21 protein-coding genes and 3 pseudogenes are annotated in these 22,945 nt (G+C 62.6%); 16 read left to right on the top strand and 8 right to left on the bottom strand.

Features of this window, described 5'->3' with window-relative positions; genetic code table 11:
- Nucleotides 1-70 precede the first annotated feature (70 nt).
- The 4 genes and pseudogenes from AAFX91_RS12005 to AAFX91_RS11990 form a co-directional block, all read left to right on the top strand.
- A pseudogene (locus AAFX91_RS12005) lies at nucleotides 71-736 on the top strand (hypothetical protein); the annotation flags it as partial.
- A gap of 59 nt (nucleotides 737-795) precedes the next feature.
- Entirely contained in the window at nucleotides 796-1,548 is a 753-nt protein-coding gene (locus AAFX91_RS12000) for an alpha/beta fold hydrolase (protein ID WP_394566575.1), read from the top strand.
- 251 nt (nucleotides 1,549-1,799) lie between these two features.
- Nucleotides 1,800-2,627 carry a serine O-acetyltransferase gene (gene cysE, locus AAFX91_RS11995; RefSeq protein WP_394566574.1) on the top strand — a complete coding sequence of 276 codons (828 nt, stop codon included), beginning with the start codon at nucleotides 1,800-1,802 and terminating at the stop codon, nucleotides 2,625-2,627.
- Nucleotides 2,628-2,758: 131 nt separating this feature from the next.
- The gene (locus AAFX91_RS11990; protein WP_027583509.1) at nucleotides 2,759-2,971 is read left to right on the top strand and encodes a DUF3126 family protein; all 213 of its coding nucleotides are present in this window, start codon (nucleotides 2,759-2,761) and stop codon (nucleotides 2,969-2,971) included.
- A gap of 213 nt (nucleotides 2,972-3,184) precedes the next feature.
- Here the strand turns inward: AAFX91_RS11990 and AAFX91_RS11985 are convergent, their stop codons facing one another.
- On the bottom strand, nucleotides 3,185-3,892 hold the full coding sequence (locus tag AAFX91_RS11985) for a hypothetical protein (RefSeq protein WP_165421502.1): 708 nt from the start codon (nucleotides 3,890-3,892) through the stop codon (nucleotides 3,185-3,187).
- 220 nt (nucleotides 3,893-4,112) lie between these two features.
- On the opposite strand from AAFX91_RS11985, the gene AAFX91_RS11980 reads away from it, so the two are divergent.
- Both AAFX91_RS11980 and AAFX91_RS11975 read left to right on the top strand, forming a co-directional pair.
- Nucleotides 4,113-4,442, top strand: a complete 330-nt coding sequence (locus tag AAFX91_RS11980; RefSeq protein WP_130583542.1) for a DUF6949 family protein — start codon at nucleotides 4,113-4,115, stop codon at nucleotides 4,440-4,442.
- A gap of 156 nt (nucleotides 4,443-4,598) precedes the next feature.
- On the top strand, nucleotides 4,599-5,129 hold the full coding sequence (locus AAFX91_RS11975) for a gamma carbonic anhydrase family protein (RefSeq protein ID WP_130583541.1): 531 nt from the start codon (nucleotides 4,599-4,601) through the stop codon (nucleotides 5,127-5,129).
- Nucleotides 5,130-5,145: 16 nt separating this feature from the next.
- Here the strand turns inward: AAFX91_RS11975 and AAFX91_RS11970 are convergent, their stop codons facing one another.
- Both AAFX91_RS11970 and AAFX91_RS11965 read right to left on the bottom strand, forming a co-directional pair.
- Nucleotides 5,146-5,313, bottom strand: coding sequence for a hypothetical protein (locus AAFX91_RS11970; RefSeq protein ID WP_165421501.1), 168 nt, complete (start codon nucleotides 5,311-5,313; stop codon nucleotides 5,146-5,148).
- On the bottom strand, nucleotides 5,310-5,552 hold the full coding sequence (locus tag AAFX91_RS11965) for a hypothetical protein (protein WP_130583540.1): 243 nt from the start codon (nucleotides 5,550-5,552) through the stop codon (nucleotides 5,310-5,312). The genes AAFX91_RS11970 and AAFX91_RS11965 overlap by 4 nt, the downstream gene beginning before the upstream one ends.
- Before the next feature lie 268 nt (nucleotides 5,553-5,820).
- On the opposite strand from AAFX91_RS11965, the gene AAFX91_RS11960 reads away from it, so the two are divergent.
- Together AAFX91_RS11960 and AAFX91_RS11955 are read left to right on the top strand one after the other, a co-directional pair.
- On the top strand, nucleotides 5,821-6,354 hold the full coding sequence (locus AAFX91_RS11960) for a hypothetical protein (protein WP_394566573.1): 534 nt from the start codon (nucleotides 5,821-5,823) through the stop codon (nucleotides 6,352-6,354).
- A gap of 137 nt (nucleotides 6,355-6,491) precedes the next feature.
- Entirely contained in the window at nucleotides 6,492-6,635 is a 144-nt protein-coding gene (locus AAFX91_RS11955; protein ID WP_165421210.1) for a hypothetical protein, read from the top strand.
- Nucleotides 6,636-6,735: 100 nt separating this feature from the next.
- Here AAFX91_RS11955 and AAFX91_RS11950 read toward each other — a convergent pair whose 3' ends face one another.
- Nucleotides 6,736-7,137 carry a helix-turn-helix domain-containing protein gene (locus AAFX91_RS11950; RefSeq protein WP_130580054.1) on the bottom strand — a complete coding sequence of 134 codons (402 nt, stop codon included), beginning with the start codon at nucleotides 7,135-7,137 and terminating at the stop codon, nucleotides 6,736-6,738.
- 66 nt (nucleotides 7,138-7,203) lie between these two features.
- Here AAFX91_RS11950 and AAFX91_RS11945 point away from each other — a divergent pair, with 66 nt between their 5' ends.
- Nucleotides 7,204-9,369 carry a heavy metal translocating P-type ATPase gene (locus tag AAFX91_RS11945; RefSeq protein ID WP_394566572.1) on the top strand — a complete coding sequence of 722 codons (2,166 nt, stop codon included), beginning with the start codon at nucleotides 7,204-7,206 and terminating at the stop codon, nucleotides 9,367-9,369.
- On the opposite strand, the gene AAFX91_RS11940 is transcribed toward AAFX91_RS11945, so the two are convergent.
- The 3 genes from AAFX91_RS11940 to AAFX91_RS11930 form a co-directional block, all read right to left on the bottom strand.
- Nucleotides 9,344-10,153: a dienelactone hydrolase family protein gene (locus tag AAFX91_RS11940; RefSeq protein ID WP_394566578.1), complete on the bottom strand. Its 810-nt coding sequence runs from the start codon at nucleotides 10,151-10,153 to the stop codon at nucleotides 9,344-9,346. The two genes, AAFX91_RS11945 and AAFX91_RS11940, sit on opposite strands and share 26 nt — an antisense overlap.
- A 468-nt stretch (nucleotides 10,154-10,621) precedes the next feature.
- A complete protein-coding gene (locus AAFX91_RS11935) occupies nucleotides 10,622-11,104 on the bottom strand; it encodes a hypothetical protein (protein WP_130580051.1) in 483 nt (160 codons plus the stop codon).
- A 147-nt stretch (nucleotides 11,105-11,251) separates the two neighbouring features.
- On the bottom strand, nucleotides 11,252-12,139 hold the full coding sequence (locus AAFX91_RS11930; protein WP_130580050.1) for an alpha/beta hydrolase: 888 nt from the start codon (nucleotides 12,137-12,139) through the stop codon (nucleotides 11,252-11,254).
- Nucleotides 12,140-12,528: 389 nt separating this feature from the next.
- Between AAFX91_RS11930 and AAFX91_RS11925 the strand changes: the two genes are divergently transcribed.
- From AAFX91_RS11925 to AAFX91_RS11905, 5 genes are all read left to right on the top strand, one after another.
- Nucleotides 12,529-13,131 carry a hypothetical protein gene (locus AAFX91_RS11925; RefSeq protein WP_130580049.1) on the top strand — a complete coding sequence of 201 codons (603 nt, stop codon included), beginning with the start codon at nucleotides 12,529-12,531 and terminating at the stop codon, nucleotides 13,129-13,131.
- Nucleotides 13,132-13,157: 26 nt separating this feature from the next.
- Nucleotides 13,158-13,751 (top strand): hypothetical protein, encoded by a 594-nt coding sequence (locus AAFX91_RS11920; RefSeq protein ID WP_130580048.1) that lies wholly within the window; start codon nucleotides 13,158-13,160, stop codon nucleotides 13,749-13,751.
- A 30-nt stretch (nucleotides 13,752-13,781) separates the two neighbouring features.
- The gene (locus AAFX91_RS11915) at nucleotides 13,782-15,203 is read left to right on the top strand and encodes a Dyp-type peroxidase (RefSeq protein ID WP_394566571.1); all 1,422 of its coding nucleotides are present in this window, start codon (nucleotides 13,782-13,784) and stop codon (nucleotides 15,201-15,203) included.
- Nucleotides 15,200-16,519 carry a catalase gene (locus tag AAFX91_RS11910; protein WP_394566570.1) on the top strand — a complete coding sequence of 440 codons (1,320 nt, stop codon included), beginning with the start codon at nucleotides 15,200-15,202 and terminating at the stop codon, nucleotides 16,517-16,519. Before AAFX91_RS11915 ends, AAFX91_RS11910 begins: the two co-directional genes overlap by 4 nt.
- A gap of 65 nt (nucleotides 16,520-16,584) precedes the next feature.
- On the top strand, nucleotides 16,585-19,740 hold the full coding sequence (locus AAFX91_RS11905) for an AAA family ATPase (protein WP_394566569.1): 3,156 nt from the start codon (nucleotides 16,585-16,587) through the stop codon (nucleotides 19,738-19,740).
- Nucleotides 19,741-19,988: 248 nt separating this feature from the next.
- Here AAFX91_RS11905 and AAFX91_RS11900 read toward each other — a convergent pair whose 3' ends face one another.
- Nucleotides 19,989-21,812 (bottom strand): ATP-binding protein, encoded by a 1,824-nt coding sequence (locus tag AAFX91_RS11900; protein WP_394566568.1) that lies wholly within the window; start codon nucleotides 21,810-21,812, stop codon nucleotides 19,989-19,991.
- Between the two features lie 102 nt (nucleotides 21,813-21,914).
- On the opposite strand from AAFX91_RS11900, the pseudogene AAFX91_RS11895 reads away from it, so the two are divergent.
- Together AAFX91_RS11895 and AAFX91_RS11890 are read left to right on the top strand one after the other, a co-directional pair.
- Nucleotides 21,915-22,133 (top strand): annotated as a pseudogene (locus AAFX91_RS11895) (IS5/IS1182 family transposase); the annotation flags it as partial.
- Between the two features lie 161 nt (nucleotides 22,134-22,294).
- Nucleotides 22,295-22,766 (top strand): annotated as a pseudogene (locus AAFX91_RS11890) (autotransporter domain-containing protein); the annotation flags it as partial.
- Nucleotides 22,767-22,945 lie beyond the last annotated feature (179 nt).

The raw sequence follows: 22,945 nt of genomic DNA, 5'->3' as shown, positions 1-22,945 counted from the left end.
CCGCCTCAACGCCAAAGCACGCGAGGCGCGTGCCGCTTACGCCAATGCAACTTGACAATCCAGATAGTCGCTCATCCTTGGCCTCGCCGCCGCCGGTCTTGCGGTGACGGCTGCGACCTATGTCTCCGTCGGCGGTGTCGCGCCGGTGCGCGCCGGGCTGTCGCTGGTCAAGGATGCGCGCAAGGTCGGCCGGATCAGCGAGGGGCTAACGGCCTGGGCCGGCCGCTCGGCGCGCCAAGTCGTGGATGCGCCGATGCTGCAGGAGGCTGTCGCCTCGGCTTCCGCGCTCCGTCCGGGCCAGACGATGACCGCGATCAAGGCCGCGTTCCGCGTGGAAAAGGCCGGGGCGCTGGTCCGCCTTGCCAAGGATGTCGGGCGCATTGGCGAGAAGGCCGGCACCCGCGGCGCGCTGGAGACGCTCAAGATAGCGGAGGGGCCGAAGGACGTCGCGCGTGCCGCGCGGCTGGCGGAAGCGAAGGGCAGCCAGACCCGCGCGATCCTGAAATTGCTCGGCCGCGGCGCGCTGCTGCTCGCTGCCGGCACGTTCAACCTCACGATGTGGTTGTTCGGCGCGCTGCTGACGCTGTTCGGCTTCCTGTCCTCAATCAAGGCGACCACCGAGCGCCTGACGCTGGCATGGCTGCGGCGGAGCAAGGCGCGGCGCCTGCGGAAACAACTCGCGATGGCGGGAGCGCCATCCGAGGTTGCGGTGGCGGGCCCTACCGCCTGCGGCTAAGCTCTGCGATCGTTCGCCGGTCGCCAATCCAAGAAATCCCTCGAACAACGGAAGGCGCGATGCCGAGTTTTCATCACGGCGCTGTTGAGATCGCCTATCTCGACGAAGGCGAGGGCGATCCGATTTTCCTCGTGCACGGCTTTGCCTCAAGCAAGAACGTGAACTGGGTCTATCCCGGCTGGGTCTCGGAACTGCGCAAGGACGGCCGGCGCGTGATCGCGCTCGACAATCGCGGCCATGGCGAGTCCGCCAAGCTCTACGATCCCGCGCAATACGACATCGCCGTCATGGCAAGCGACGTGATCGCGCTGATGGATCATCTCGGCATCCCGCGCGCGGATATCATGGGCTATTCGCTGGGCTCGCGGATGACGGCGGTGCTGGCACACAATGAGCCGCAGCGGCTGCGCTCGGCGATTCTCGGCGGTATCGGCATCGGCCTGATCGAAGGCGGCGGCCCCGGGGAGAATGTCGCTGTCGCGCTGGAGGTGCCGTCGCTCGAGGATGTCACCGATCCGGTCGGCCGCACCTTCCGTGCCTTTGCCGATCAGACCCGCTCCGACCGTCGTGCGCTCGCCGCCTGCCTGCGCGGCTCCAGGCGGCTAATGACACGGCAGGAGGCCGCCGACATCGACGTGCCCGTCCTGATCGCGGTCGGCAGCAATGACGAGATCGCGGGCTCTGCGGAAGCGCTCCGCCGCGTCATCCCGCAGTCGCAAGTGCTTGCGATCCCGAACCGCGATCACATGCGGGCGGTGGGCGACAACGTCTACAAGACCGGCGTGATCGACTTCCTGTCGCAAAGAGAATGATCTTCTACGCCAGGAGAATGTTCTTCTACGGAAATCGGACTTAAGCCTGCTTGATTTCCGGCAAATGCCGACCAATTGGATGTGACGTCTCCGCATAGCGGTTAAGCGAGGCTTGTCCCTCGCCGAACCTCACCGGGACAAGCGTCGTTCAACCGTGCTATAGCGCACACCGAAACTGGGGCATGATCCGGAAAAGTGGGGACCGGTTTTCCAGAAAGATCATGCTCTGCAAAGATCACGCGAGGCCAGCCATGGCAGTGCATCAGGTCAATCCGCAAGGCGGCAAGGTCGCCGCGCTCGATCCGATCTGGGATCGGATCAGGAGCGAGGCCGAGGAGATCCTTCGCCGAGAGCCGGAGCTTGCCACCTTCATCTATTCCGCGGTGCTGCATCACGAGCGCCTGGAAGACTCGATCGTGCATCGGCTGGCCGAGCGGCTCGACCATTCGGCGCTGTCGGGTGATCTGATCCGCCAAACCTATGACGAGGCGTTGCGTGATGAGCCCGACATCGGCAACGCCTTCCGCGCCGATCTCGTCGCGGTCTACGACCGCGATCCCGCGACCTCGCGCTTCATCGATCCCTTGCTCTACTTCAAAGGCTTCCATGCGCTGCAGACGCATCGGCTCGCGCATTGGCTCCATGTGAAGGGCCGCAAGGATTTTGCCGCTTACCTGCAGAGTCGCTCGTCGGAAGTCTTCCAGACCGACATCAATCCGGCCGCCAAGATCGGCCGCGGCGTCTTCCTCGACCACGCCACCGGTTTTGTCTGCGGCGAGACCGCCGTCATCGACGATGACGTTTCGATCCTGCATGGCGTCACCCTCGGCGGCACCGGCAAGGAGAACGAGGATCGCCATCCGAAGATTCGCCATGGCGTGATGATCGGCGCCGGCGCCAAGATCCTCGGCAATATCGAGGTCGGCCATTGCGCGCGCATCGCCGCGGGCTCGGTCGTCGTCAAGCCGGTACCGCACAACGTCACGGTCGCGGGCGTGCCGGCGAAGATCGTGGGCGAAGCCGGCTGCGCCGAGCCGTCGCGCACCATGGACCAGATGCTCAACGCGATCGGGCTTTGATTTCACTCGTGTTTCGCGATCGTTTCGATTGCAAATATTAGATTGGGCCAGAGCCGAAAAGGCTCTGGCGATTGCCGCCGTCCCGTCCTAAAACTCCGTCCCAAAATCATCGATCCGATTGGAGACCGCCCGTGGACGTTCAGGAAGTCAGGAAACTTGACGCATATCTCAAACGCGTCTTCGGTAATCCCAAGATCCGCGTCGTGCCGCGGCCCAAGAAAGACGACTCGGCCGAGGTCTATATCGGCGAGGAGTTCGTCGGTGTCCTCTTCGTCGACGATGAGGACGACGATCGCTCGTTCCAATTCCAGATGGCGATCCTCGAAGAGGATCTGGCCGAGTAGCTTGCGCTGATCTGTAGGGTAGGCAAAGCGAAGCGTGCCCACCATCCACGGCGGTGCAAGACAAGGTGGGCACGCTGCGCTTTGCCCACCCTACGAAATAGCTGGCTGAGTAGGCTCGTCGGTTAAGACCGTCATTGCGAGCGAAGCGAAGCAATCCACGCCTCAGCGAGTGGCACTATGGATTGCTTCGCTTCGCTCGCAATGACGTTGGAATTACCCCTTCGGGCCGCGCAATTGCGTCGTCAGGCGGTCCATGGCGCCGGCAACGTCGCGCCATTGTGAGAGCCAGCTTCGCGGAAAGCGATAGGTGAAGTCGGCGCCGTCGATGCGGCGTTCGCTCAGGCACATGCCGGGCGTCGGCGCGTCGCGCGTGCAGCGGGCGCTGAGGGTGGGCGACGTCGCCGTGAACAAATCCTCACCGCCATAGGGCGAGCCGTCGCGGAACGCGCGCACCGTCAGGCCGTCGTCGGTGCTTGCCGCCTGATCGAGATAGCGCGGATAGATCGTGCGCACGCGGGTGTCGGGGGCAAGCTGATCATGATGCGCCGCGATCGAGAGGAAGATCCTGTCGATCGGCTGCACCTTGTCCTCCACCGTCTCGGCGGTGACATGCTTCGGCGCCGGCGGTTCGAGCGAGGGATAGGCAAAGCTGAGGTCAACGCGCTCCTGCGCGCCCGAATGGCGCTGGATCTTCATGCGCACCGCCGCCGGCGGCACGTTGAATAGCGTGCCGCCGACGCTGACCGGCAGCCTCGACGGATCGCTCAAGGGTACGGTGGTCCAGGTCGGCCACAACAGGTAGGTGACCAGCGCGATCGCGCTGCCGGCGAGGGCGGCTGCGATCAGGATCGGCAGGATGTGCGCGCGCGGATTCCTGCGCGTGTCGCGCGCAAGATGCTGGGCCGTCGAGAGCAATGTCATCGAACGAGAATGGATGGGTTCGCGTGATGCCGAATCATCCCGCGAATATGCCACGCGGCGGCCAATTTCCGTATGATTTCAGAGAATCCGGCAAGCGATGAGCCATGCGCAAACGCGGCGGCGTCGGGCGCATGTTAACCCTTTCTTAAGGATGATGTAGCGGCGGAGCGGCAATTTTGCCAAAGGAAGCGCGCGGTCTGTTGAGTAGCGGAAGTTTGCCATGTCGCCCGATGCGCTGAACTCGTTCTTCGCCCTTTGCCTCGGCTTCGCGCTCGCCGGTGCGCTCGCCAGCGGCTATCAGGCGATGGCGCAGCGGCCGGCCGGCTTCGGCCTGTTGCAGGAAGGCGCGGCGCCGAGGACGTTCGCGGCGGTCCCGTTCCTGGTGTTCGCCGCGCCCTTCATCATCATGCGCAACACGCTGCGCGGCGCCCGGATCGAAAGTCGCCGCTTCGAATTCGTGATGATGGCGACCATCATCGCCGGCTTCTGGAGCCTGATGTCCGGCACCTTCTTCCTGATGACGCTGCGCGCCGCCGGCGTTTTGGTCTGAAGGCTGCTTTCGCCACAGTTCCTGAAGCTCCAGATTCTTGTTTTGACGCGTTTTCTTCACGCGAACCGGCGTCCACTTCGCTTGAAAACGCTTTGGCCGCTCGCTTGAAAAGCCTTTGACCGCTGTGCCAATGTCGCCGCGAAAGAGGAGACATCCATGGCGATCTATGAACTGGACGGGCAGGGGCCCGATCTACCGGCCGACGGCAACTATTTCATCGCGGAAACTGCAACCGTGATCGGCAAGGTGCGCCTGTTGAGCGGGGCCAGCGTGTGGTTTGGCGCGGTGCTGCGCGGCGACAATGAGTGGATCGAGGTCGGCGAGGGCTCCAACGTCCAGGACAATTCCACCTGCCACACCGACCTCGGCTTTCCGCTCGTGATCGGCAAGAACGTCACCGTCGGCCATAATGTGATCCTGCACGGCTGCACGCTGGAAGACGGCGCCTTGGTGGGTATGGGCTCGACCGTGATGAACGGCGCACGCATCGGCCGCGAGAGCATCGTCGGCGCGGGCTCTGTCATCACCGAGGGCAAGGAGTTTCCGCCACACTCGCTGATCATCGGCTCGCCCGCGCGCGTGATCCGGACACTGGATCCTGCGCAGGTCGCCAAGATGGGAAGTGCGGCGAAGTTCTATCAGCTCAACGGGCCGCGCTTCAAAAAGGGCCTCCGCAAGATCGGTTGAAGGGCCCGAGCGGCCGTCACGTATCTTCGGATTCATCTGCCTCCGTCGCGGAGGCCACCTGCTCGTGGCCTGCGGCCCACAGCGCATGTTGTTCGCTGCCGTCCGGATAGGGATTGGCCTCGGCTGGAATGTTTTCGCGCGCCGCTTGCTGCCCCTGCTCAAACGGATCCGGGTCTGTCGTCATGCGTGACGTCCTTTCCTTGCCTTGGGCCTTGGCGAATTACTTGGCGACTTGGCGGTATCTGTCTTCGACTGCGCGGCGCTCTTGCGTAACGCGTCGCGCAGATCGATCGGAATGCCATGCTTCTTGAGCAGGTCTGCGAACGCTTCATCGGCCAGTTCCTGAAACGTCGCCATCCTGTCGCGCCCGAGTTGCTTGAGTTTGTCGAACGTATCCTCGTCGAAAGCGATCAGTTTGCGCATCCTCGCACCTTGCACGGCGTAAGGCCAAATGGCTCCCGGAGCTTTTGGTTCCGGAAGGGAGCGGCCTGCTTCGCCCTGCGCCAAGACCGGTTCTGCGGTCGGCCGGCAGAGCGAAGCTTCTTGCCCGATTCTGCCCGACTTCCCGGTCGCGTAGAAGTGAGCGCATCGTCAAGGCGCATGGCCGGAACTCGCTCTAGACTGCGGGCAGAGCTTGCGGTGGCTGGCGCAGGCCGCGCCGGTATTGGCAGGCCGTGATGGAGGAGCAGTGATGTTGCGTAAAACGATGGTTGCCTTGCTGGCGGTAGCCTCGCTTGGAATTTTGACGATAGATACGGCGTCCGCCCGCGGCGGGTTTGGTGGCGGCGGTTTTCATGGAGGCGGCTTTGGCGGCGGCGGTTTTCGTGGGGGCGGCCTTGGCGGCGGAGGCTTTCGTGGAGGCGGCTTCGGTGGTTTCCGCGGCGGCGGTTTTAGTGGCGGTGGCTCCCGCGGAGCGGCGTTCAGCGGAGGCGGCTTCCGCTCGGCCGCGATCGGCGCCGGCGGCTTCCGTTCGGCCGCATTTCGTGGCGGCTTCTACCGTCCCGGCTTCGGGCGTTTTCGTCGTGGATTTCCGTTCGCCGCCGCGGCGGTCGGTGTTGGCCTCGGCTATGGGCTCTACGGCGACTGGCCCTATGGCGATTACGACTATGGCGATCCCTACTACGGCTACTACGACAATTCCGGCTACGGCGGCTGCTACGTTGCCCAGCAGCGCGTCTTGACGTCATATGGCTGGCGCATCAGGTCGGTTGATGTCTGCGACTGATCTCAACCGATACTGCTGCGAACCTGGCGCGCTGCAGCGAAAATTATCGGGAAGATGGATGGAGCCTCGGTGTTTTCAGCATCGAGGTTGCATCGTTTCTGCACAGGGCCTGGTACGTCGATTGCAGCGATTTCGAAATGCTGAGCACACTCACCACCGCCGCCTTCACCTTCGTCTTCCTGGGCATCGTCATCAGCCTGGGCGCGGCCTTTGTGCTGATGTTTTGGGAAGTCGAACGGCAATTGGCAAAGCCGCATCGCAATCGCGATCGTCTCGGCTAGAGCTTCGGTTCTGATTCAATCAGAACCGAAGCTCTTGATTCTTGTTTGACGCGTTTTCTTCACGCGAACCGGTGTCCACTTCGCTCAAAAAGGCTAATACTCAGGGCGAAAGGGCCTCAATGATCCGGCAGTCGGCAACGGTGCCGCATTGGCATTGATCGATCATGCTGCTGAGCTCGCGCCGGAGCGCCTGCAAATCCCCGATCTTGCGGTCGACCTCCGACAGATGTTCCCTCGCGATTGCATCGACGGCCCCGCAGGGGCGATCTCGATCGTCGGACAGGTCGAGAAGCGCCCGAACCTGATCGAGCGAGAAGCCAAGGTCCCGCGAGCGGCGGATGAAACTCAGACGGTTCAGGTGTTCGGGCGCGTAGGCGCGGTAGTTGCCGGCCGTCCGCATTGGCGCCTCAAGGAGCCTAATCCGCTCATAGTACCTGACGGTCTCGACCTTGGTCCCGGTCAGTCGTGCGAGCTCGCCTATCGTCAAACTGCCGCAGCTCATGCCTTGACCCTGTAGTTGCTACAGGGTCCATATAGGTGGCTACATCGAACTCGTCGAGGTGACGTTGTGGCGACCGCCAATTGCTACAGGCTGCATATCGAGGGCATGGATTGCGCGGCTTGCGCGCTCAAGATCGAGAACGCGATGCGGCGGCTGCCTGGAGTCACCGACATAGAGGTCAGCTTTACGACCGGAACGCTCGCCTTCCGGCTCGACCAGGACCGCACTGCGCCGCGCCTCATCGAGGAGAAGGTGAGGGCGTTGGGCTACAAGCCGGCCGGCATGCCGTCAGCGTCGGGAGGGAAGGCGCCGCGGAAGCAGGAACGGCACCCTCTGTGGCAGGGAGCCAAGGGCAGACTCGTCCTCGGCACAGGCGTCCTGTTTGCAGTGGCGTTCGTGCTTGCCAGCCTGTTCCCGGGGCTGGAGCGTTGGCTCTATTCGGCAGCGGCGGTTGTCAGTGTCCTGCCTTTTGCACGGCGCGCGCTTGCCGGCGCCCTGTCCGGCTCGCCCTTTACCATCGAGACCCTCATGACAACAGCGGCACTCGGCGCGGTTGCCATCGGCGAGGCCGAGGAGGCGGCTGTTGTCGTCTTCCTGTTCGCGGTAGGCGAACTGCTCGAGACGGTCGCCGCCCGTCGCGCACGGGCCGGGATCGAGGCATTGATCGACCTTGTGCCGCGCAATGCCAGACGTCAGCGCGGGGCATCTCTCGATATCGAGGAGGTTTCTGTCGATGATCTCGCGGTCGGCGATGTCGTGGTGGTTCGCCCCGGCGACCGCGTGCCCTCGGACGGCACCGTGATCGACGGCTCGTCGGAGGTCGACGAGTCACCGGTGACCGGCGAGTCCGTTCCCGTTCTCAAGGAAATCGGCGCGAAGGTGTATGCTGGCAGCATCAATGCCAATGGCGTGCTGCGCGTCGAGATCGCGCATGTCGCTGCCGACAACACCATCGCCCGCATCATCCACATGGTGGAAGAAGCGCAGGAGTCGAAGGCGCCGACGGCGCGCATGATCGACCGTTTCAGCCGGTGGTACACGCCCGCCGCCATGCTGGTCGCGCTGCTTGTCGTCCTGATCCCGCCGCTCCTCTTCGGTGGCGACTGGATGACCTGGATCTACCGTGGCCTCGCTGCGCTGCTGATCGCCTGTCCCTGCGCATTGGTGATCTCCACCCCGGCCGCGATCGCGTCCGGCCTCGCCTCCGGCGCCCGGCAGGGATTGTTGATCAAGGGCGGAGCGGCGCTCGAGACGCTGGGTAAGGTCAGGACGATCGCCTTCGACAAGACGGGCACGCTCACGCGCGGTCGTCCGCAGGTGACGGATGTCGTCTCGATCGGTGAGAACGAGGACACGGTCCTGGCCAAGGCGGCGGCGGTCGAACGCAGCACCAGCCATCCGCTCGGGCGCGCCATCATCGAGGAAGCCGAGAGGCGCGGGCTCGAGCTTCCCGCGACCTTCGGCGGCGGCGTCGCGACGCCTGGCAAAGCGGTGACGGCACGTCTGAGAAGCGGCTTCGCCTCGGTCGGTTCGCCCCGCTTCGCGAGCGAGCAGGCGAGCGTCGATCCCGGCGTCGTCGAAAAGATCAGTGCGCTCGAAGGCGAGGGCAAGACGGTGGTGGTCCTGCTGTCCGGCAAGACGGTCGAGGGATTGATCGCGCTTCGCGACGAGCCGCGGGAGGATGCGCATGAAGGCGTCAAACGGCTGACGGACCGTGGTCTCCGCGCGATCATGCTGACCGGCGACAATGCCCGCACCGCCGATGCGATCGCCGGTCAGCTTGGGCTTGAGGCGCATGCCGGGCTTCTGCCCGACGCCAAGCTCGCGGAGATCGGGCGGCTCAAGCAAGCCGGTCCGGTTGCGATGGTCGGCGACGGCATCAACGATGCGCCGGCACTCGCTGCGGCGTCCGTCGGCATCGCCATGGGCGGCGGAACGGACGTGGCGCTGGAGACCGCGGACGCGGCCTTGCTCAAGAACCGTGTTGGCGGCGTTGCCGAGCTGATCGCCCTCTCGCAAGCGACGCTCGGCAACATCTGGCAGAACATCACGATCGCGCTCGGCTTCAAGGCGGTGTTCCTTGCCACCACGCTGTTCGGCGTGACCACCTTGTGGATGGCCATCCTCGCCGACACCGGCGCCACCGTGCTCGTCACCGCCAACGCGCTGCGCCTGCTGGCGCACCGCTTCGCAGATGGCGCGAGCCTCAGCTCAGCACGCCGTATTTCTTGAACCAGGCCTGCATCTGCGCCCACGCGTCTTCGGCGGCTTCCTTGCGATAGCTCGTGCGATAATCGGCATGGAAGCCGTGCGGGGCCCCCGGATAGATCTTGAATTCCGCGGTCTTCTTGTTTTCGGCGAGCGCCGCCTTGAAGGCTTCGACCTGCGAGACTGGGATGCCGGTGTCGGCTTCGCCATAGAAGCCGATCACCGGCGCTTTCATCTCGGGTGCAAGCTGCATCGGGCTCTTCGGCCAGGCCGGATTCTGCGGATCGACCGGCGGACCATAGAAGGCGGCGCCGGCCTTCAGCGCGGTGTTGTGGGCGGCATATTCCCAGACCGTGCGTCCGCCGCGGCAGAAGCCGACGATGCCGAGGCGGGAGGTGTCGCCGCCTTGCGATTTCGCCCAGGCCACGGTGGCGTCGAGATCGGACAGGAGCTCGGCATCCGGCTTCGCGTTCACGATCGGCAGGATCTGCTGAATGTCGGTGATCTTAGTGAGATCGCCCTTGCGGAAATAGTAGTCGGGCGCCACCGCAAACGCGCCGAGCTTGGCGAGCCGGCGCGTCACGTCCTTGATGTATTCGTGCAGGCCGAAAATCTCCATCGCCACCAGGATGACCGGCGGATTGCTGACACCGGCCGGCCGCGCGAAATACGCAGGCATCTCGCCGCCGGCGACCCCGATCTTGGCCTCGCCCGCGGTGAGGCCGGCGGTACCGGTCTTGATCACGTCGGCCCGCACGGGACCTGCGGCGAGGGTGTAGCCAGCCGTGATGGCGGCCGAAGCCGTCATGAAACCGCGGCGCGAGAAGGGGGCGGTTTTTGTCAGTCCGACGACGTCCGGGGTGGGCAGGGATTCAGCGCGCATGCGGGGCCTCATTCAAAATGGTTTGCAAACCATCGACCCGATCGAGGGGTGGGCGGGACCGGGTTCAAAAGCGCCGGCATTCAGCAAGCAAAGCCCGCGGATGGCAAGTCACCAGCGTGAGAGGCGGCCAAAGCGGTCGGTGAAAAAGCGCGCCCGCGGCGGAAGCAGGGCCTTTAAAAGAACAAGGCCGTTGACGCAGTATACCGCCAACGACCTTGCCAGCCCCGGATATTGAAATCGGCTCACGCCATCCGGTGGCGTGCACCTTGCCCCGGAATTAGGTTCCCGAATGTGAACTAGTTCACAAAGTCGGCGAAAAAAACCGTATCGAGATTCGGCAGCGACGGTGGATATGTCCTGCCGGTGAGGGGGTTTGCGGTGATTTCGACCGACTCAGCCGCGGCGCTTGCGCCCGCTGCGAAGCGCGTGCGACCGCGATCGTTTACGGACGGGTTCGGCCGCCGGCTCATTGGCCTGGGCGCTGGCAAAGGATTGCCTTAAGCCCTCGACCGCCTCGGTCAGTGCCGTGACCTGCTCGGACAGCTTCTTGGTGTCGGCCTGCTGGGCGGCGAGCATGCGGCGCATGGTCTGCAAGTGGTCCTGCACCATCTGGAGCTGGTCGATGGATTCCTGCTGGGTCGCCTCCAACCCCTTGGTTTTCTCGACGAGCTGTTCGGACACCTGCGCGGTGCGGGCCTGCAATTGCCGGCTGGCGACGACCCGATCGGACTCCGGCGACGCGCCGGTATAGACCCGGTACAGCGCGATCGCGCCGATCCCGAACAGGACGAGAAACAGCCCGACGGCGGTGACCGCAATCGGCTGCACACCAATGCGCAGGGCGCTGGTGGAATTCCCGGGGGTGAGGTCCATCATTCGACACCAAACCGGACTAATTCTAAAGGTTCCGAATACCACAACCTCAGCGGGCCTAAAACCCCGTGATTTGTCCCGTGTTGGTACGCATTGGCTCTAAAAACCTGCGAAATCGAGGTTTTTTGGCTCAAGCGGCTACCAGGCGCACTATGCCAAACGGGCACGGATGAATTGCCCCGCCCTGGAAAGCGCGTGGCGACCGGCACCAAGCTTCGCATTCCATAGCGGCCACGCGTGGATCATGTGGGGCCAGATCTCCAGCGTCACCTCGACATCGGCAGCGCCGGCCGCCTCGGCGAGCCGCGTGGCATCCGCGAGCAGCGTCTCCGCCGATCCGACCTGGATCAGCATCGGGGGATAGCCGGTGAAATCGCCAAACAAGGGCGAGATGAGCGGTGAACTGCGATCGATGGTGTCAGGCACATAGGCGTCCGCAAGCTCTTCCAGATAGGTCTTGTGGATGATCGGATCGACTGCGTCCTTGGTGCCAAGGGTTGTGCCAGACATCGTGAGATCGGTCCATGGCGAGAGCAGCCAGGCACAGCCGGGCAAGTCCTCGCCGTCTCTCAGCAACCGGCCGATTAGCTCGAGCGTAAGATTGCCGCCGGCACTGTCGCCGCCGACGGCGATGCAGTGCGCCGGAATGCCCTGCCTGTGCAGGAAGCGCCAAGCCTTCATCGCATCCTCATGCGCGGCGGGATAAGGGTGCTCGGGCGCACGGCGGTAATCGATGGCGAGCGTTCGAACGCGCGCGGCGCGCCCGGCTTCGCTGACCAATCTGCGGTGGCTCAGAATCGATCCGGAGCAGTAGCCGCCGCCATGGAAATAGAGCAGCACGCGTGATGGCTCGCTGCCCGGCGCCAGCGACCATTCGCCTGCCACGCCGTCGCAATCGACTGTTTCGAGCTTCACGTCATCGGCCACCGGCCAGACCGAACCCACTTCATCGAGACGTTCGCGCCGCTCGGTCCATCCGATCGGCCGCGGTTTTGACGAAAGCAGCGCGCGAATGGCGTCGATTTCATTGGTTGCCACGGCTTGTTTCCTGATGATTGCGCCGACCACGTCTATGGTTGGTCACGCCAGCGCCGGAAAGGTTGCTCACCGGAGCGGCATCGCGCAATCGCTGGCGGGATTGCTCACGTGATCGAAGCCGTTGGCACGCTGTCGCTGAACTGCGCGATCACATGGATCGTCACGCTGTATGACAGAGCTGTGATGCTGGCCGGCATTAGCAATCCATGACGGATGTGCGAGAGTCAGTTGTGCACGACAACATTCATTGCACTGGACGGAGCAGCGACTTTCGATAATAGTAGTAACGTTATTACCTGACGTTGTACTATCCTCCAAGGTATTATTATACAGGTGGGCCGAGCGTGCGTGTCTCGCCGAGTTCACCATGATTCATGGCGAGACGTTGCATGGCCGATCGCGCACGTAATCAGTATGGATTAGGCAAAGCCGTTACTTTCAATGTGATAACGCCGATGACGCGCTTCGGCACCCTTGTCGTCGGAGTGCTGCTGTCTATCTTCGATCGCTTCAAATCGACCCAAGTCACGGCGAAGGAGCTGGCGTTTCTGCCCTTTGTTCACTGGGTTGTCGTCAAGCGCGACAGCTTTCCGCGGGTGAGCGATAGCCAGCCGGCGGAAAATTTGCACTACGATTATTTGTTCTTTCTGAGCACGTTCAACGGTCCCTGGGGACCTTACATCGAAGCCTTTGCCGACGTGCTCTACAAACCGCTCGACCTTGTCTGGTTCTGGAGCGTCGGATACCCGTTCGCCCGTCCGGTCGGGCCGCTCAAGGCCTATATCCAGCGCAACCAGATCGAGTCGGACCATTCCTATAGCGCGTATCCGGGTGCGTCCGTGCGCGATGTGCGCTCGGCACTCGAGCTGCGCAACGAAGTCGAGAAGCTTTTTCAGAATTCGAGCGGACTGTCTCCCGAACGGTTTGCGGTCGAGTTCGATCGCTTGCTGATCAGCGTGCAGAACAAGCTCGGTACATTTGGACCAGTGTAGCAGGCCGGTCGAACGGAGTTGGCGACGTGGCTAATCAAAACGGTGAGAAGTACGGCTTCACAGGCCTGTTTCCGATTGCAACCAATCAATCTGACGATCTGCGTGGGTTTCTGCGCACGCTGGATGACCCGCGAACCTATCCGCGCGGCTCGCCTTTGAGCCATGTGCCGATCATCCACATGGCGCGAATGTTCATTGTCGACCGCCTCGCCTATCAAGGCACGCCGGCGAAGTTCGATGCGCTCAAGTCGGATTATCTGGTGTTCATGTGCGAATTCGATGGCGGGAGCGTCGATCCTTTGGTCCAGGCCCTGGCCAGCAATATCCCGAACGAAGTCGCGACCATTTGGGGACGCTGTCTTGGCTTCCCGGGTATCCATCGGCGCGATCTGCTCTCCGGATATTTCGAGCGGTGTCAACTCAAGACCACGCTGTTTCTGGCGGACCAGCCTGAGGCGAGCGTAGGCGAGATTCTCATGGCGCTGCTGTGCCGACGCCGCCTCGGCGAGTTCGTCAAGCTTGTTCAAACCAATCCACGGCCTCCCGAAGTGCTCCAACGAGAGTTCAGGCAAATGTGGGAGGGTCTCCAAAACGAGAGGCCGTCCCCGGGAGATTTGTGAGTACGCAACGATCAGAGCAGGGGTCTGGCGATGCTCAACCTTACCAATATTCAAGGCAATATTCTTCGCGGTTACGCCTCGTTTCCGCACGCGCAGTTCTTGTTCTTCGAGATACAAAACGCTGATGATGCCAGGGCGTTCATCCAGCGGCTGCTCGAGACCAACGCCGTCACGCCGGCACTGTGGCGCGCAAAGCCGGACGCCACTCTCAACATCGCCTTCACCTTTGAAGGCCTCCGCGCCCTTGGCCTGCCTACGGAAAGTCTTGCCACGTTTCCTTGCGAGTTTCAGGAGGGCATGAAACCTCGTGCGAACGAACTCGGTGACATCGATGAAAGTTCGCCGGAGCACTGGGACGATCCCTGGAAGACGCATCGCGTTCATATGCTGATCTCGATCTACGGCCGGACAGAGCCGGCGCTCGCGGCGCACTGTCAACAGCTCAGGGATCTGCTGCCGAATGGCGTGCAGGAATTGAAGGACAGTCAGCCGGCGGGGCTGCTGCACATCAACGGCGAACAGACTCGCAAGGAGCACTTCGGTTTCCTCGACGGCTTGAGCAATCCCGCGATCGAGGGAGTGCCCGACGACGGTGGCAGGGACCGTCAGGACGTTGGCAATCCGGATGAGAAAGGGCGATTTCGCAAGATTCCGCTTGGCGAGTTTCTTCTCGGCCACCCAGGCGAGGGGGGCGAGATGGCTCCCATGCCGCTGCCGCATCTTCTCGCGCACGATGGCACCTATCTCGTGTACCGCAAGCTGGAACAGGACGTCGTTCGTTTCCGTCGCTACCTTGATGATCAGGCGGACGCATTTGCCCGAACCATTCCCGGTCCTCTGCCGGATGGCGTCAGCGCGAAGAAGTTTCTTGCCGCCAAGATGATGGGGCGATGGCAGGATGGATCCTCGCTGATCGAACACCCCGACGCCCCTCGTGAGGACACGCGCAATACATTCGGCTACGCCGGCGATCCTGCAGGCGCACGCTGTCCGCTTGGTGCGCATGTGCGGCGTGCCAACCCGCGCGATGCGTTTGGCTTCGGCGGCAAGACGATGAGCCGACACCGGTTGATCCGGCGCGGAATCGCCTATGGCAAATTCCTGCCACTGGGCAAGGAGGAGGAAGCCGAGAGCCAGGAAAAGCGCGGCATCATTTTCATTGCGCTCAATTCCGGCTTCGACCAGTTCGAGTTCGTGCAGCAGAAATGGATGAATTTCGGCGACGATTTCGAGCAGGGCAACGACACCGATCCGATCGCCGGCAATCGTCCAACCATCGGCGGTCGTCAAAGCGCGCAAATGATGATCCCGGGTGACGAAGCCACGGGACGACGACCGTTCATCTGCTTCGACATCCCGCGCTTCGTCACGACCAAAGGCGGCGACTATTTCTTCGTTCCGAGTCTGGCCGCGCTCGGTCTTTTGGCGTCCGGCGGAGTTGACGTCGCATGAATCGGGACACGATCCAACAATGGCTGCGCGGCCGTCGAAGCGGCGCGGTTTCTTTCGCGCAGGCGCAGCGGGAAGATCTGATCGTTCAGTCGTTCCGCGTGTTCCGGGACTTCCAGCGATTCTGGCAAATGGCCCGCGGCTCCGCGCAATCCGCTTCGGCACCGGCGCGGAGTTCAGAGGCGACGCCGGCAAGATATGAAGAACTCGCGAACGCGCTGGAGCTGCAGGACCGGCCGATGCCGCTCACGAAATTCGAGCGCGCCGTGCCTGGCGAGGCAACGCTGATCGCCAACATGGCGCGTATTGCCGCAAACCTGGTCGTCAAGAACTACTGTGAGATGAAGGCCTCGGACCGTTCTGCCTGTGCGATGCGCGACCAGCACGCCAAGGCCCATGGATGCGTCGATGCGGAGTTCATCGTCCGCGACGATCTTCCGGCAGAGTTCTCGACACCGCTGTTTCGGCCGGGGGCCCGCTATCGGACCATCGTCCGGCTCTCCAACGGACAGGGACAGCCACAGAGCGACCGCAAGCCTGACGGTCGCGGCATGTCGATCAAGCTTTACGACGTCGCGGGCGAATCCATTCTGCGTGGCCTCGAGCCCGGCAGAACGCCGGCCGGCGAGCACGACTTCTTGCTGAGCAGCTTCCCGGTGTTCTTCTGCAAGGATGTGGTCGACTATTCCGAGTTGATGGAAGCCGTTGCGGCGCCGAGTGGGACCTGGCGCGAAAAGTTTAAGCGGCTCCTTAAATGGATCGTGTTTGCCGTTCGCAATCCGCGCCAGTTCTACACGTTTGGTCGCACCGCTCTCGTCAGGATCGGCAATCCGCTGACTGCGACCTATCATAGCATGTCACCCTATTTGTTAGGTGAGGAGCATGTGGTGCGCTACCTCGTCAGTCCCGTGCCGGCTCTGAACGATGTCCCATCGTGGTGGAATTTCTTTTTCGGATCGCGACCCGACAATTTCCTCCAGGAGGCGATGCTTCGCGATCTCAATCCGACTCCACCTGGAGATGATATCGTGTTCGATTTCGCGGTGCGGGTGCGCCATTCGGCCAAACCGGAAGAGGTCGAGAACGCTCTCCTGCAGTGGACCCGTCCCCAGGATCGGACCGTGTCGATCGGAGAAATCAGGATTCCAAGGCAGAATTTCCTAACGCCGGATCGGGATTTCGATGGCGAACGCATGATGTTCAGCCCGTGGAACTGCTTGCAGCAGCACCGACCTCTCGGTAGCATCAACCGGATGCGGCTTGCCGTGTACCTTGCGTCCCTGCAGGTACGGCGGAAGCTCAACATGGTTGGACCTTGAGCGGGCAGGCGAAACCGGACCAATTTGATGGACCTCGGCTGGTTGCGGCGCTGCCAAACGCAGAGATGGCAGGGCTGCAGGCTGAGCGCCGACAGCTTACCGTCGTGTTCGTCGATCTCATCGGCTCGACGCCGCTGGGCGAGCGGATCGATCCCGAGGAGTTCTTCGCGGTCATCCGGACCTATCGCGATCTCTGCAACGAGCAGATTTGCCGCTATGGCGGTCACATCGCCAGAATGATCGGCGACGGACTGCTCGCCTATTTCGGCGTCCCGCAGGCGCACGAAAACGATCCCGAGCGCGCGGTGCGCGCCTCGCTCGCCATCACCGCCGCCATCAAGGAGCGGGAATTCCAGATGTCGGATGGCAGCTTCCTCCGGCTGCGGGTGAGGATCGGGGTCAACACCGGTCCGGTGGTCGTCGGCAGCGTGCCGGGCGAGCCCTCCGAGCGGCGGGAAGTGTTCGGCAGCTCGGTGCATGTCGCGGCCCGGCTTCAAGGTCTCGCCGGCGAGAACGCGGTGGTCATCGGTTCAGGCACCTATGAGTTGATCCGCGGCATGTTCGATTGCGAGCCGCTGGGCAAGCGCCGGCTGAAGGGCGTCGAGGAGCCGGCCGAGTCTTGGCGCGTGAACGGCGTTTCGCCGGGCGAGAGCAGGTTCGACCGCGCGCGAACCTTGCCGCTGCCGCCGATGATCAACCGATACGATGAACGCGCGCTGCTGGCCGAGCTGTGGGAGCAGAGCCTTGGCGGAGCAGGGCGCGTCGGCGTCATCTCCGGCGAGCCCGGCATCGGCAAGTCGCGCCTGATCCGCGAGTTCAGAAGCTCGCTCGACCGATCCGCGGTTGATGTTCTCTCCGTTCAGTGCTCGCCGTTTCACGTCAATTCGCCACTTGCGCCGGAAATCGAGCGGCTGAAGCGCGCAACGGGCATCCACGAAACCGACGACCCGCGGCTATCGCTGGCGAAATTGCGTCATCTGCTGGGGAGAGCCGGTTTCGATGTCGGGCAGGCGCTTCCCTATTACGGGTCACTGCTGTCGATACCGGCGTGCGAAGGATACGAGCCTGCCGATCTCCGTTCTCCTTCCGAGCGTGCGCGTGCCTTCCAGGTGATAATCGAGGTTCTCGTTGCGGCGTCACGAAGGAAGCCCGTCCTGTTCATCGTCGAGGATGTCCAGTGGATCGATCCGACGAGCGTCGACGTTCTCTCGCGGGTGATCGCCCGCTGCGCGCGCGAGCGCGTCCTGTATCTGGTCACGCACCGCGACGACTACGAGGCTGGCTGGCTATCGGGTCCGACCATCAAGCGCATCACTCTGCAAAAGCTTGCAGCAGACGAGTGCGAGCGGATGGTTGCCGCCGTTGCCGGCATCGAGTTTCTTCCGCGGATCACCAGCCAGATTGTCGAGAGGACCGACGGCGTGCCGCTCTTCATCGAGGAGTTCACGCGAGCGGTGGTGGATTCCGGGGCGATCGAGAGCGCCACCGACCACGGCAAATTGCCGGGGCCGCTGGTGCCGGCAAGTGTCCACGATTCCCTGATGGAGCGTCTTGACCGGCTGGGGACCGCCAAGCGCGTGGCCCAGATCGCCTCCGTATTCGGTCGGCAGTTCGACTATCGCGGCATTTTCAGCCTGCTTCCGGATCAGGACGAGTCGCTGATATCAGCGCTTGAGGCTCTGGAGCGGGCCGGGATCGTGTATCGCATCAACGAAGAGGAAGGCACGTTGTACGCTTTCAAACACGCGATGATTCAGGAAGCGGCGTATTCCTCGCTACTGAAGGAGGATCGGCGCAAGCTGCACGCACGCGCAGCGTCCTGGCTGCGTCAGCAGGCCGACATCGGGGAGAGCAGCGATCCCGCCGTGCTGGGCTATCACTACGCGCAGGCGGAAAACATTCCGGAGGCCATCGACGCCTGGCTGCAGGCGGGCAAGTCCGCGCTCAGCCGATCGGCCACCAAGGAGGCGGTGGCGCATCTGCGCGAGGGCCTCTCTTTGCTGTCGAGGCTATCAGCTTCGTCGCGCCGCTACGAGGCCGAGATCGCGCTGCAATCCAACCTTGCGATGGCATACACCGCGATTGCGGGCTGGTCCGATCCGAACGTCTACGAGCCCTATCATCGGGCGCTGAAGCTCTCCGGCAGCCATGGCACGATCCGCGAGAAGACCGCCGTTCTTTGGGGTGTTGCGGTGGCCGAGCTGGTCAATTGCGAACTCACCAAAGTGCTCGAGCATTCGCAGGATTTCCTCCGGCGAGCCGAGGAGTGGCGCGACGATGAGGCCATCCTGATGGCGTCCACCGCGGCGCTGATCGTCAATTTCTTCACCGGCCGTCTGAATGAAGCGCGCGAATTGGCTGTCGCGATTGAAGCGCGCTACAATCCGCGTGAGCACGGCAAGCTGGTTCAAACCTATCAGCACGATCCTCTGGTCGTTGCGCTCGTCTATTCCGGACACATCGAATGGCTGCTCGGCCGTCCCAACCGGGCCAGGGAGTGCTGTGAATCTGCAAGGCGGCTGGCGAACGAGATCGGCCATCCCTTCATGATCGCGCTCGCCCACATCCTTGGCGTCGGCGATCACTGGTATGACGGAGACCTTGCAGCCAATCTGGCCTGCGTCGAGCACGGGATGAAGGTCGCCGCCGACTACGGCTATCCGATGTACCAGGTCATCGGTCCGCTATGGGCCACCTCGGCGCTGGCGGCGCGCGGCCCCGCGCCGGTCGTGCTTGAGAAGCTCTCCGGCCTGATCGGCAGACTGCCGGCGGAGAATCGATGTATTCAGATGCCGCTCTACAAGGCTCTGCTCGCCACCGAGTTCGGACGGATCGGGCAGAAGGACAGGGCGCTCGCATTGGTGACTTCGGCCGAGTCCCTGATCAAGCAGACCGGCGAACGCTGGCTGGCCCCGGAGATCTACCGGATCCACGGTTCGCTGCTGCACGCCGAACCGCATCGCGACGACGCTGCCGCCATCCGCCTGTTCAGGCGCTCGCTTGCCTATGCGAGAAAGCTCGAAGCCGTCGGCTGGGAATTGCGCACCGCAATCGACCTCGCGCGCCTTCTCATGAACAGGAACAAGAGCCGGCGTAGCCTGACCGAGGCACGAGACGTGCTCGCATCAGCGCGAGCGAAATTCTCCTCCGCCGAGCCATCGGCCGATCTGCGGCAGGCGGATGATCTGCTGCAGCAACTGAGTTCGGGCGTGAACTCGTAAATTCAGAGTGCCGGCGGATGTCCGCTGTGGTGTCCGTTTCGGACCCTGGCCAGGCATCGCCTGGAGCCCGAAAGGGCCAGGCGCTGCCGTGACCAATCGCGGCAAAATTGTTCGTTGTTCGATCACCTCGTTGGCGCCGGCAAGTAGCGAGGCCCGACAGTCAAGCCGAGCGCCTTGGCTGCTTTGAGATTGATTGATGAACTCAAGCTGTGGAGTCCAGGATCGGCAGATCAGCAGGCTTCTCGCCCTTAAGCACGCAGCCTGTGTTCCTGTCCCACGCCGGGCACAGTGAACTGAAATACGGCGCCGCGAGGTTCATTCGCTTCTGCCCATAGCCGGCCGCCATGAGCCTCAATGATGGACCGGCAGATTGACAGTCCCATCCCCGTTCCATTGGACTTCGTGGTGTAGAAGGCCTCGAAAACGCGCTCGAGATGGTGAGGATCGATGCCCGGTCCGGAATCGCGTACGGCCACGACGACCCCGGTGTGGTCTTGCTCGGTGCTGATCGACAGCTCTCGCGCCCCCGCCTCAACCGAGCCCATTGCTTCAACCGCGTTCAGGATCAGGTTCAGGAAGACTTGTCGCAATTGAACACGATCCCCATGAACAGGAAGCAAGCCTTCCGCAAGGCGCGTCTGAACCGAGACACCATTCCTGATGGTTGCGCTTCGCGCCAACACGATCACCTCATTGATTGCCGCATTGAGATCGAATCGCTCTTTTCGCGGAGGCGTTTTCTTGATCTGCTCACGGATGCGGCCGACGATGTCTCTAGCGCGATCGGAATCGCGCACGATACAGCCCAACGCCTGCCTGGCTTCACTCAGATCTGGCGGCTGTTTGCCCAAAAAATTCAGGGCGGCACAGGCGTTGATGTGTGCCGCGGCGATCGGTTGCGTGATCTCGTGAGACAGTGAGGCAGCCAATTCTCCCATCATGCTCACGCGGTTCATGTGGGCGAAATCCGATTGCATCTGCTGCATTCGTTCCAGCGCTCGTGTGCGATCCTCGATGTCCACCAGCAGGATGAACCAGCGCACGATGAGTCCGGACTCATCGCGAATTGGGACACCGCGGTTTTCAAACCACCGATATTCTCCGTCGAACCGCCGCAGACGTAGCTCGTAATGGAACGGAGCACCGGCGGCGATTGATCTCTTAAAGAGCTCAAGGATGCGGGGAAGGTCTTCAGGATGTACGGCATCGCTTGTTTCCCAGGTCGTCAGCTCCTCCTGCGAGCGGCCGAAATACTCGATGATTTGGCGATTGACCGTTTCGAGTTCACCATTGGGGGCCATGATCGCAACGAGACCGGCTATTCCGTCAATGGCTGACCGATACTTCGCCTCGCTCTCCCGCAAATTGCGGTTCGCGTGGCCAAGCGCCAGCGTGCGTTGCTTCTCGGCTTCGAACAGGCGCACGTTTTCGATCGCGATCACCGCTTGTTCGGCGAAGGTCTCCAGAAGCGCGATCTGGTTGTCGGAGAATGGTCGGACCTCCCATCGCCGGAACAGAATGACTCCAATGGGGGTCCGCTCGCGCAGCAACGGTGTTCCGAGCGTGGTGCGATGGCCCTGGCGTTTTGCGTCACTGCTGCCCGACGGGTACTCGCTATCCTCGGCGGCGAGATCGTGGACATGAACCGACCGCCGATCACATACGGCTCGTCCTATCACCCTGTCGCGATTTGCGGGAAATCCCTCACGGGCTTGAATATGCACCGGAAGTTCCCCGTATGAAGCCACCAAGCGAAGAACGTTGTTGTCCAGGCGGTAGATCTCGGCATTGTTCGAGTCGCACAGGCGTGCGGCATGTTCGGCCACCGCGTCCAGCACCGACTGAAGCGGCGAATCCGAGATGATGCGCAGCATCTCGGAGGTGGCAGTTTGCTGCTTCGTAGCCTCGATCAGGCGCTCCCGCACGTTGGCGGTCTCCCGTTTGCATGCTTCAAGCTGTCGTTCGAGATCGGCGCGGATCTGGCGAACTCGACCAAACCGCGCCTTCGTTTTGGTCAGGTGAAGCTTGCAACCTCGCGTTCGACTCTTCGTCCATTTGCGAGACAAGGTCATCTCCATCGCCCGAGAAGCCCCAATACCGATCGTCACAACCGGTGACGTGGCCTGGGGGAGAATAGCACGCAGCCCAGAGCGCGCGTCAGCACATGCGCCAGGGCCATCGCCGCCAAAGGCGCGCTCGCCGTCATCCCCAACAACCCATCACGCGCGCTCAAATATCCGCTCGACAAGCATCTCTATGCCGAGCGGCATCTCGTGGAGTGCTGCTTCTCAAAACTCAAGCAATTCCGTCGCGTCGCAACCCGTTTCGAAAAGACTGCCCGAAATTACCCCGCCGTCGTCACCATCGCAGCCATCGTCTTATTGATGCGATAAGTGTCCACAGGACCCAGGGCGTGAATCCATAAATTCAGAGCGTGCGGGCGGGCGCCTGCTTTGGTGTGCATTTCGGACGCTGGTCGGACAATGGCTCGCAGTCCGAAAGGTGCCATTTGCTGACGTATGCGCCGCAACAAAGTGCGGCGCACTGCAGCACATCCGGGGCCTTCGAAGGCGGCTACCGGTTCGCGACACCTCTGATCGGCATCACGCCCTACGCCGCGGTCCAGGTGATCAGCCTTGATCTGCCGGCCTATGCCGAGCGGAGCCTCGTCGGCGGCGGGCCGTTCGCGCTGAACTATGCCGGCGAGACCACGACCGACACCCGCACCGAGCTCGGCCTGCGCACCGACAAATCGCTCGCTATGGCGGATGGCGTGCTGACGCTGCGCGGCCGGCTGGCGTGGGCGCTACAATCCCGACCGCGCGGTGAGTGCGATCTTCCAGTCGCTGCCGGGCACAAGCTTTGTCGTGAACGGCGCGCGGCCGGATCCCGATTCCGCGCTCGTCAGCGCCAGCGCCGAGCAGAAGTGGCTGAACGGCTTCTCGCTCGCCGCAACATTCGAAGGCGAGTTTTCCGGCAACGTCACCAGCTACGCCGGCAAGGGCGTCGTCAAATATAGCTGGTGAGGTAGGCGCCGGGCAGCGATCACGTCAACGCAAGCGCGACCTCGCGCGGCCGAAAAAAGAACCCTTGAAGGAACCCTTGTGTTCTCGAAGAAAGTGTATACGTTGCTGTTATTCGATTAGCCGTTGTGCCTTGTTGAATGGTCCAGGCGGCCCTTTTCCAGAGACATCGTCGGATTGAG

The organism is Bradyrhizobium sp. 31Argb, assembly GCF_043638955.1.
In the GTDB taxonomy this organism is placed as follows: Bacteria; Pseudomonadota; Alphaproteobacteria; order Rhizobiales; family Xanthobacteraceae; genus Bradyrhizobium.
Note: the sequence above shows the minus strand (reverse complement) of the source record. Positions and strands in the feature narration are given on the sequence as shown.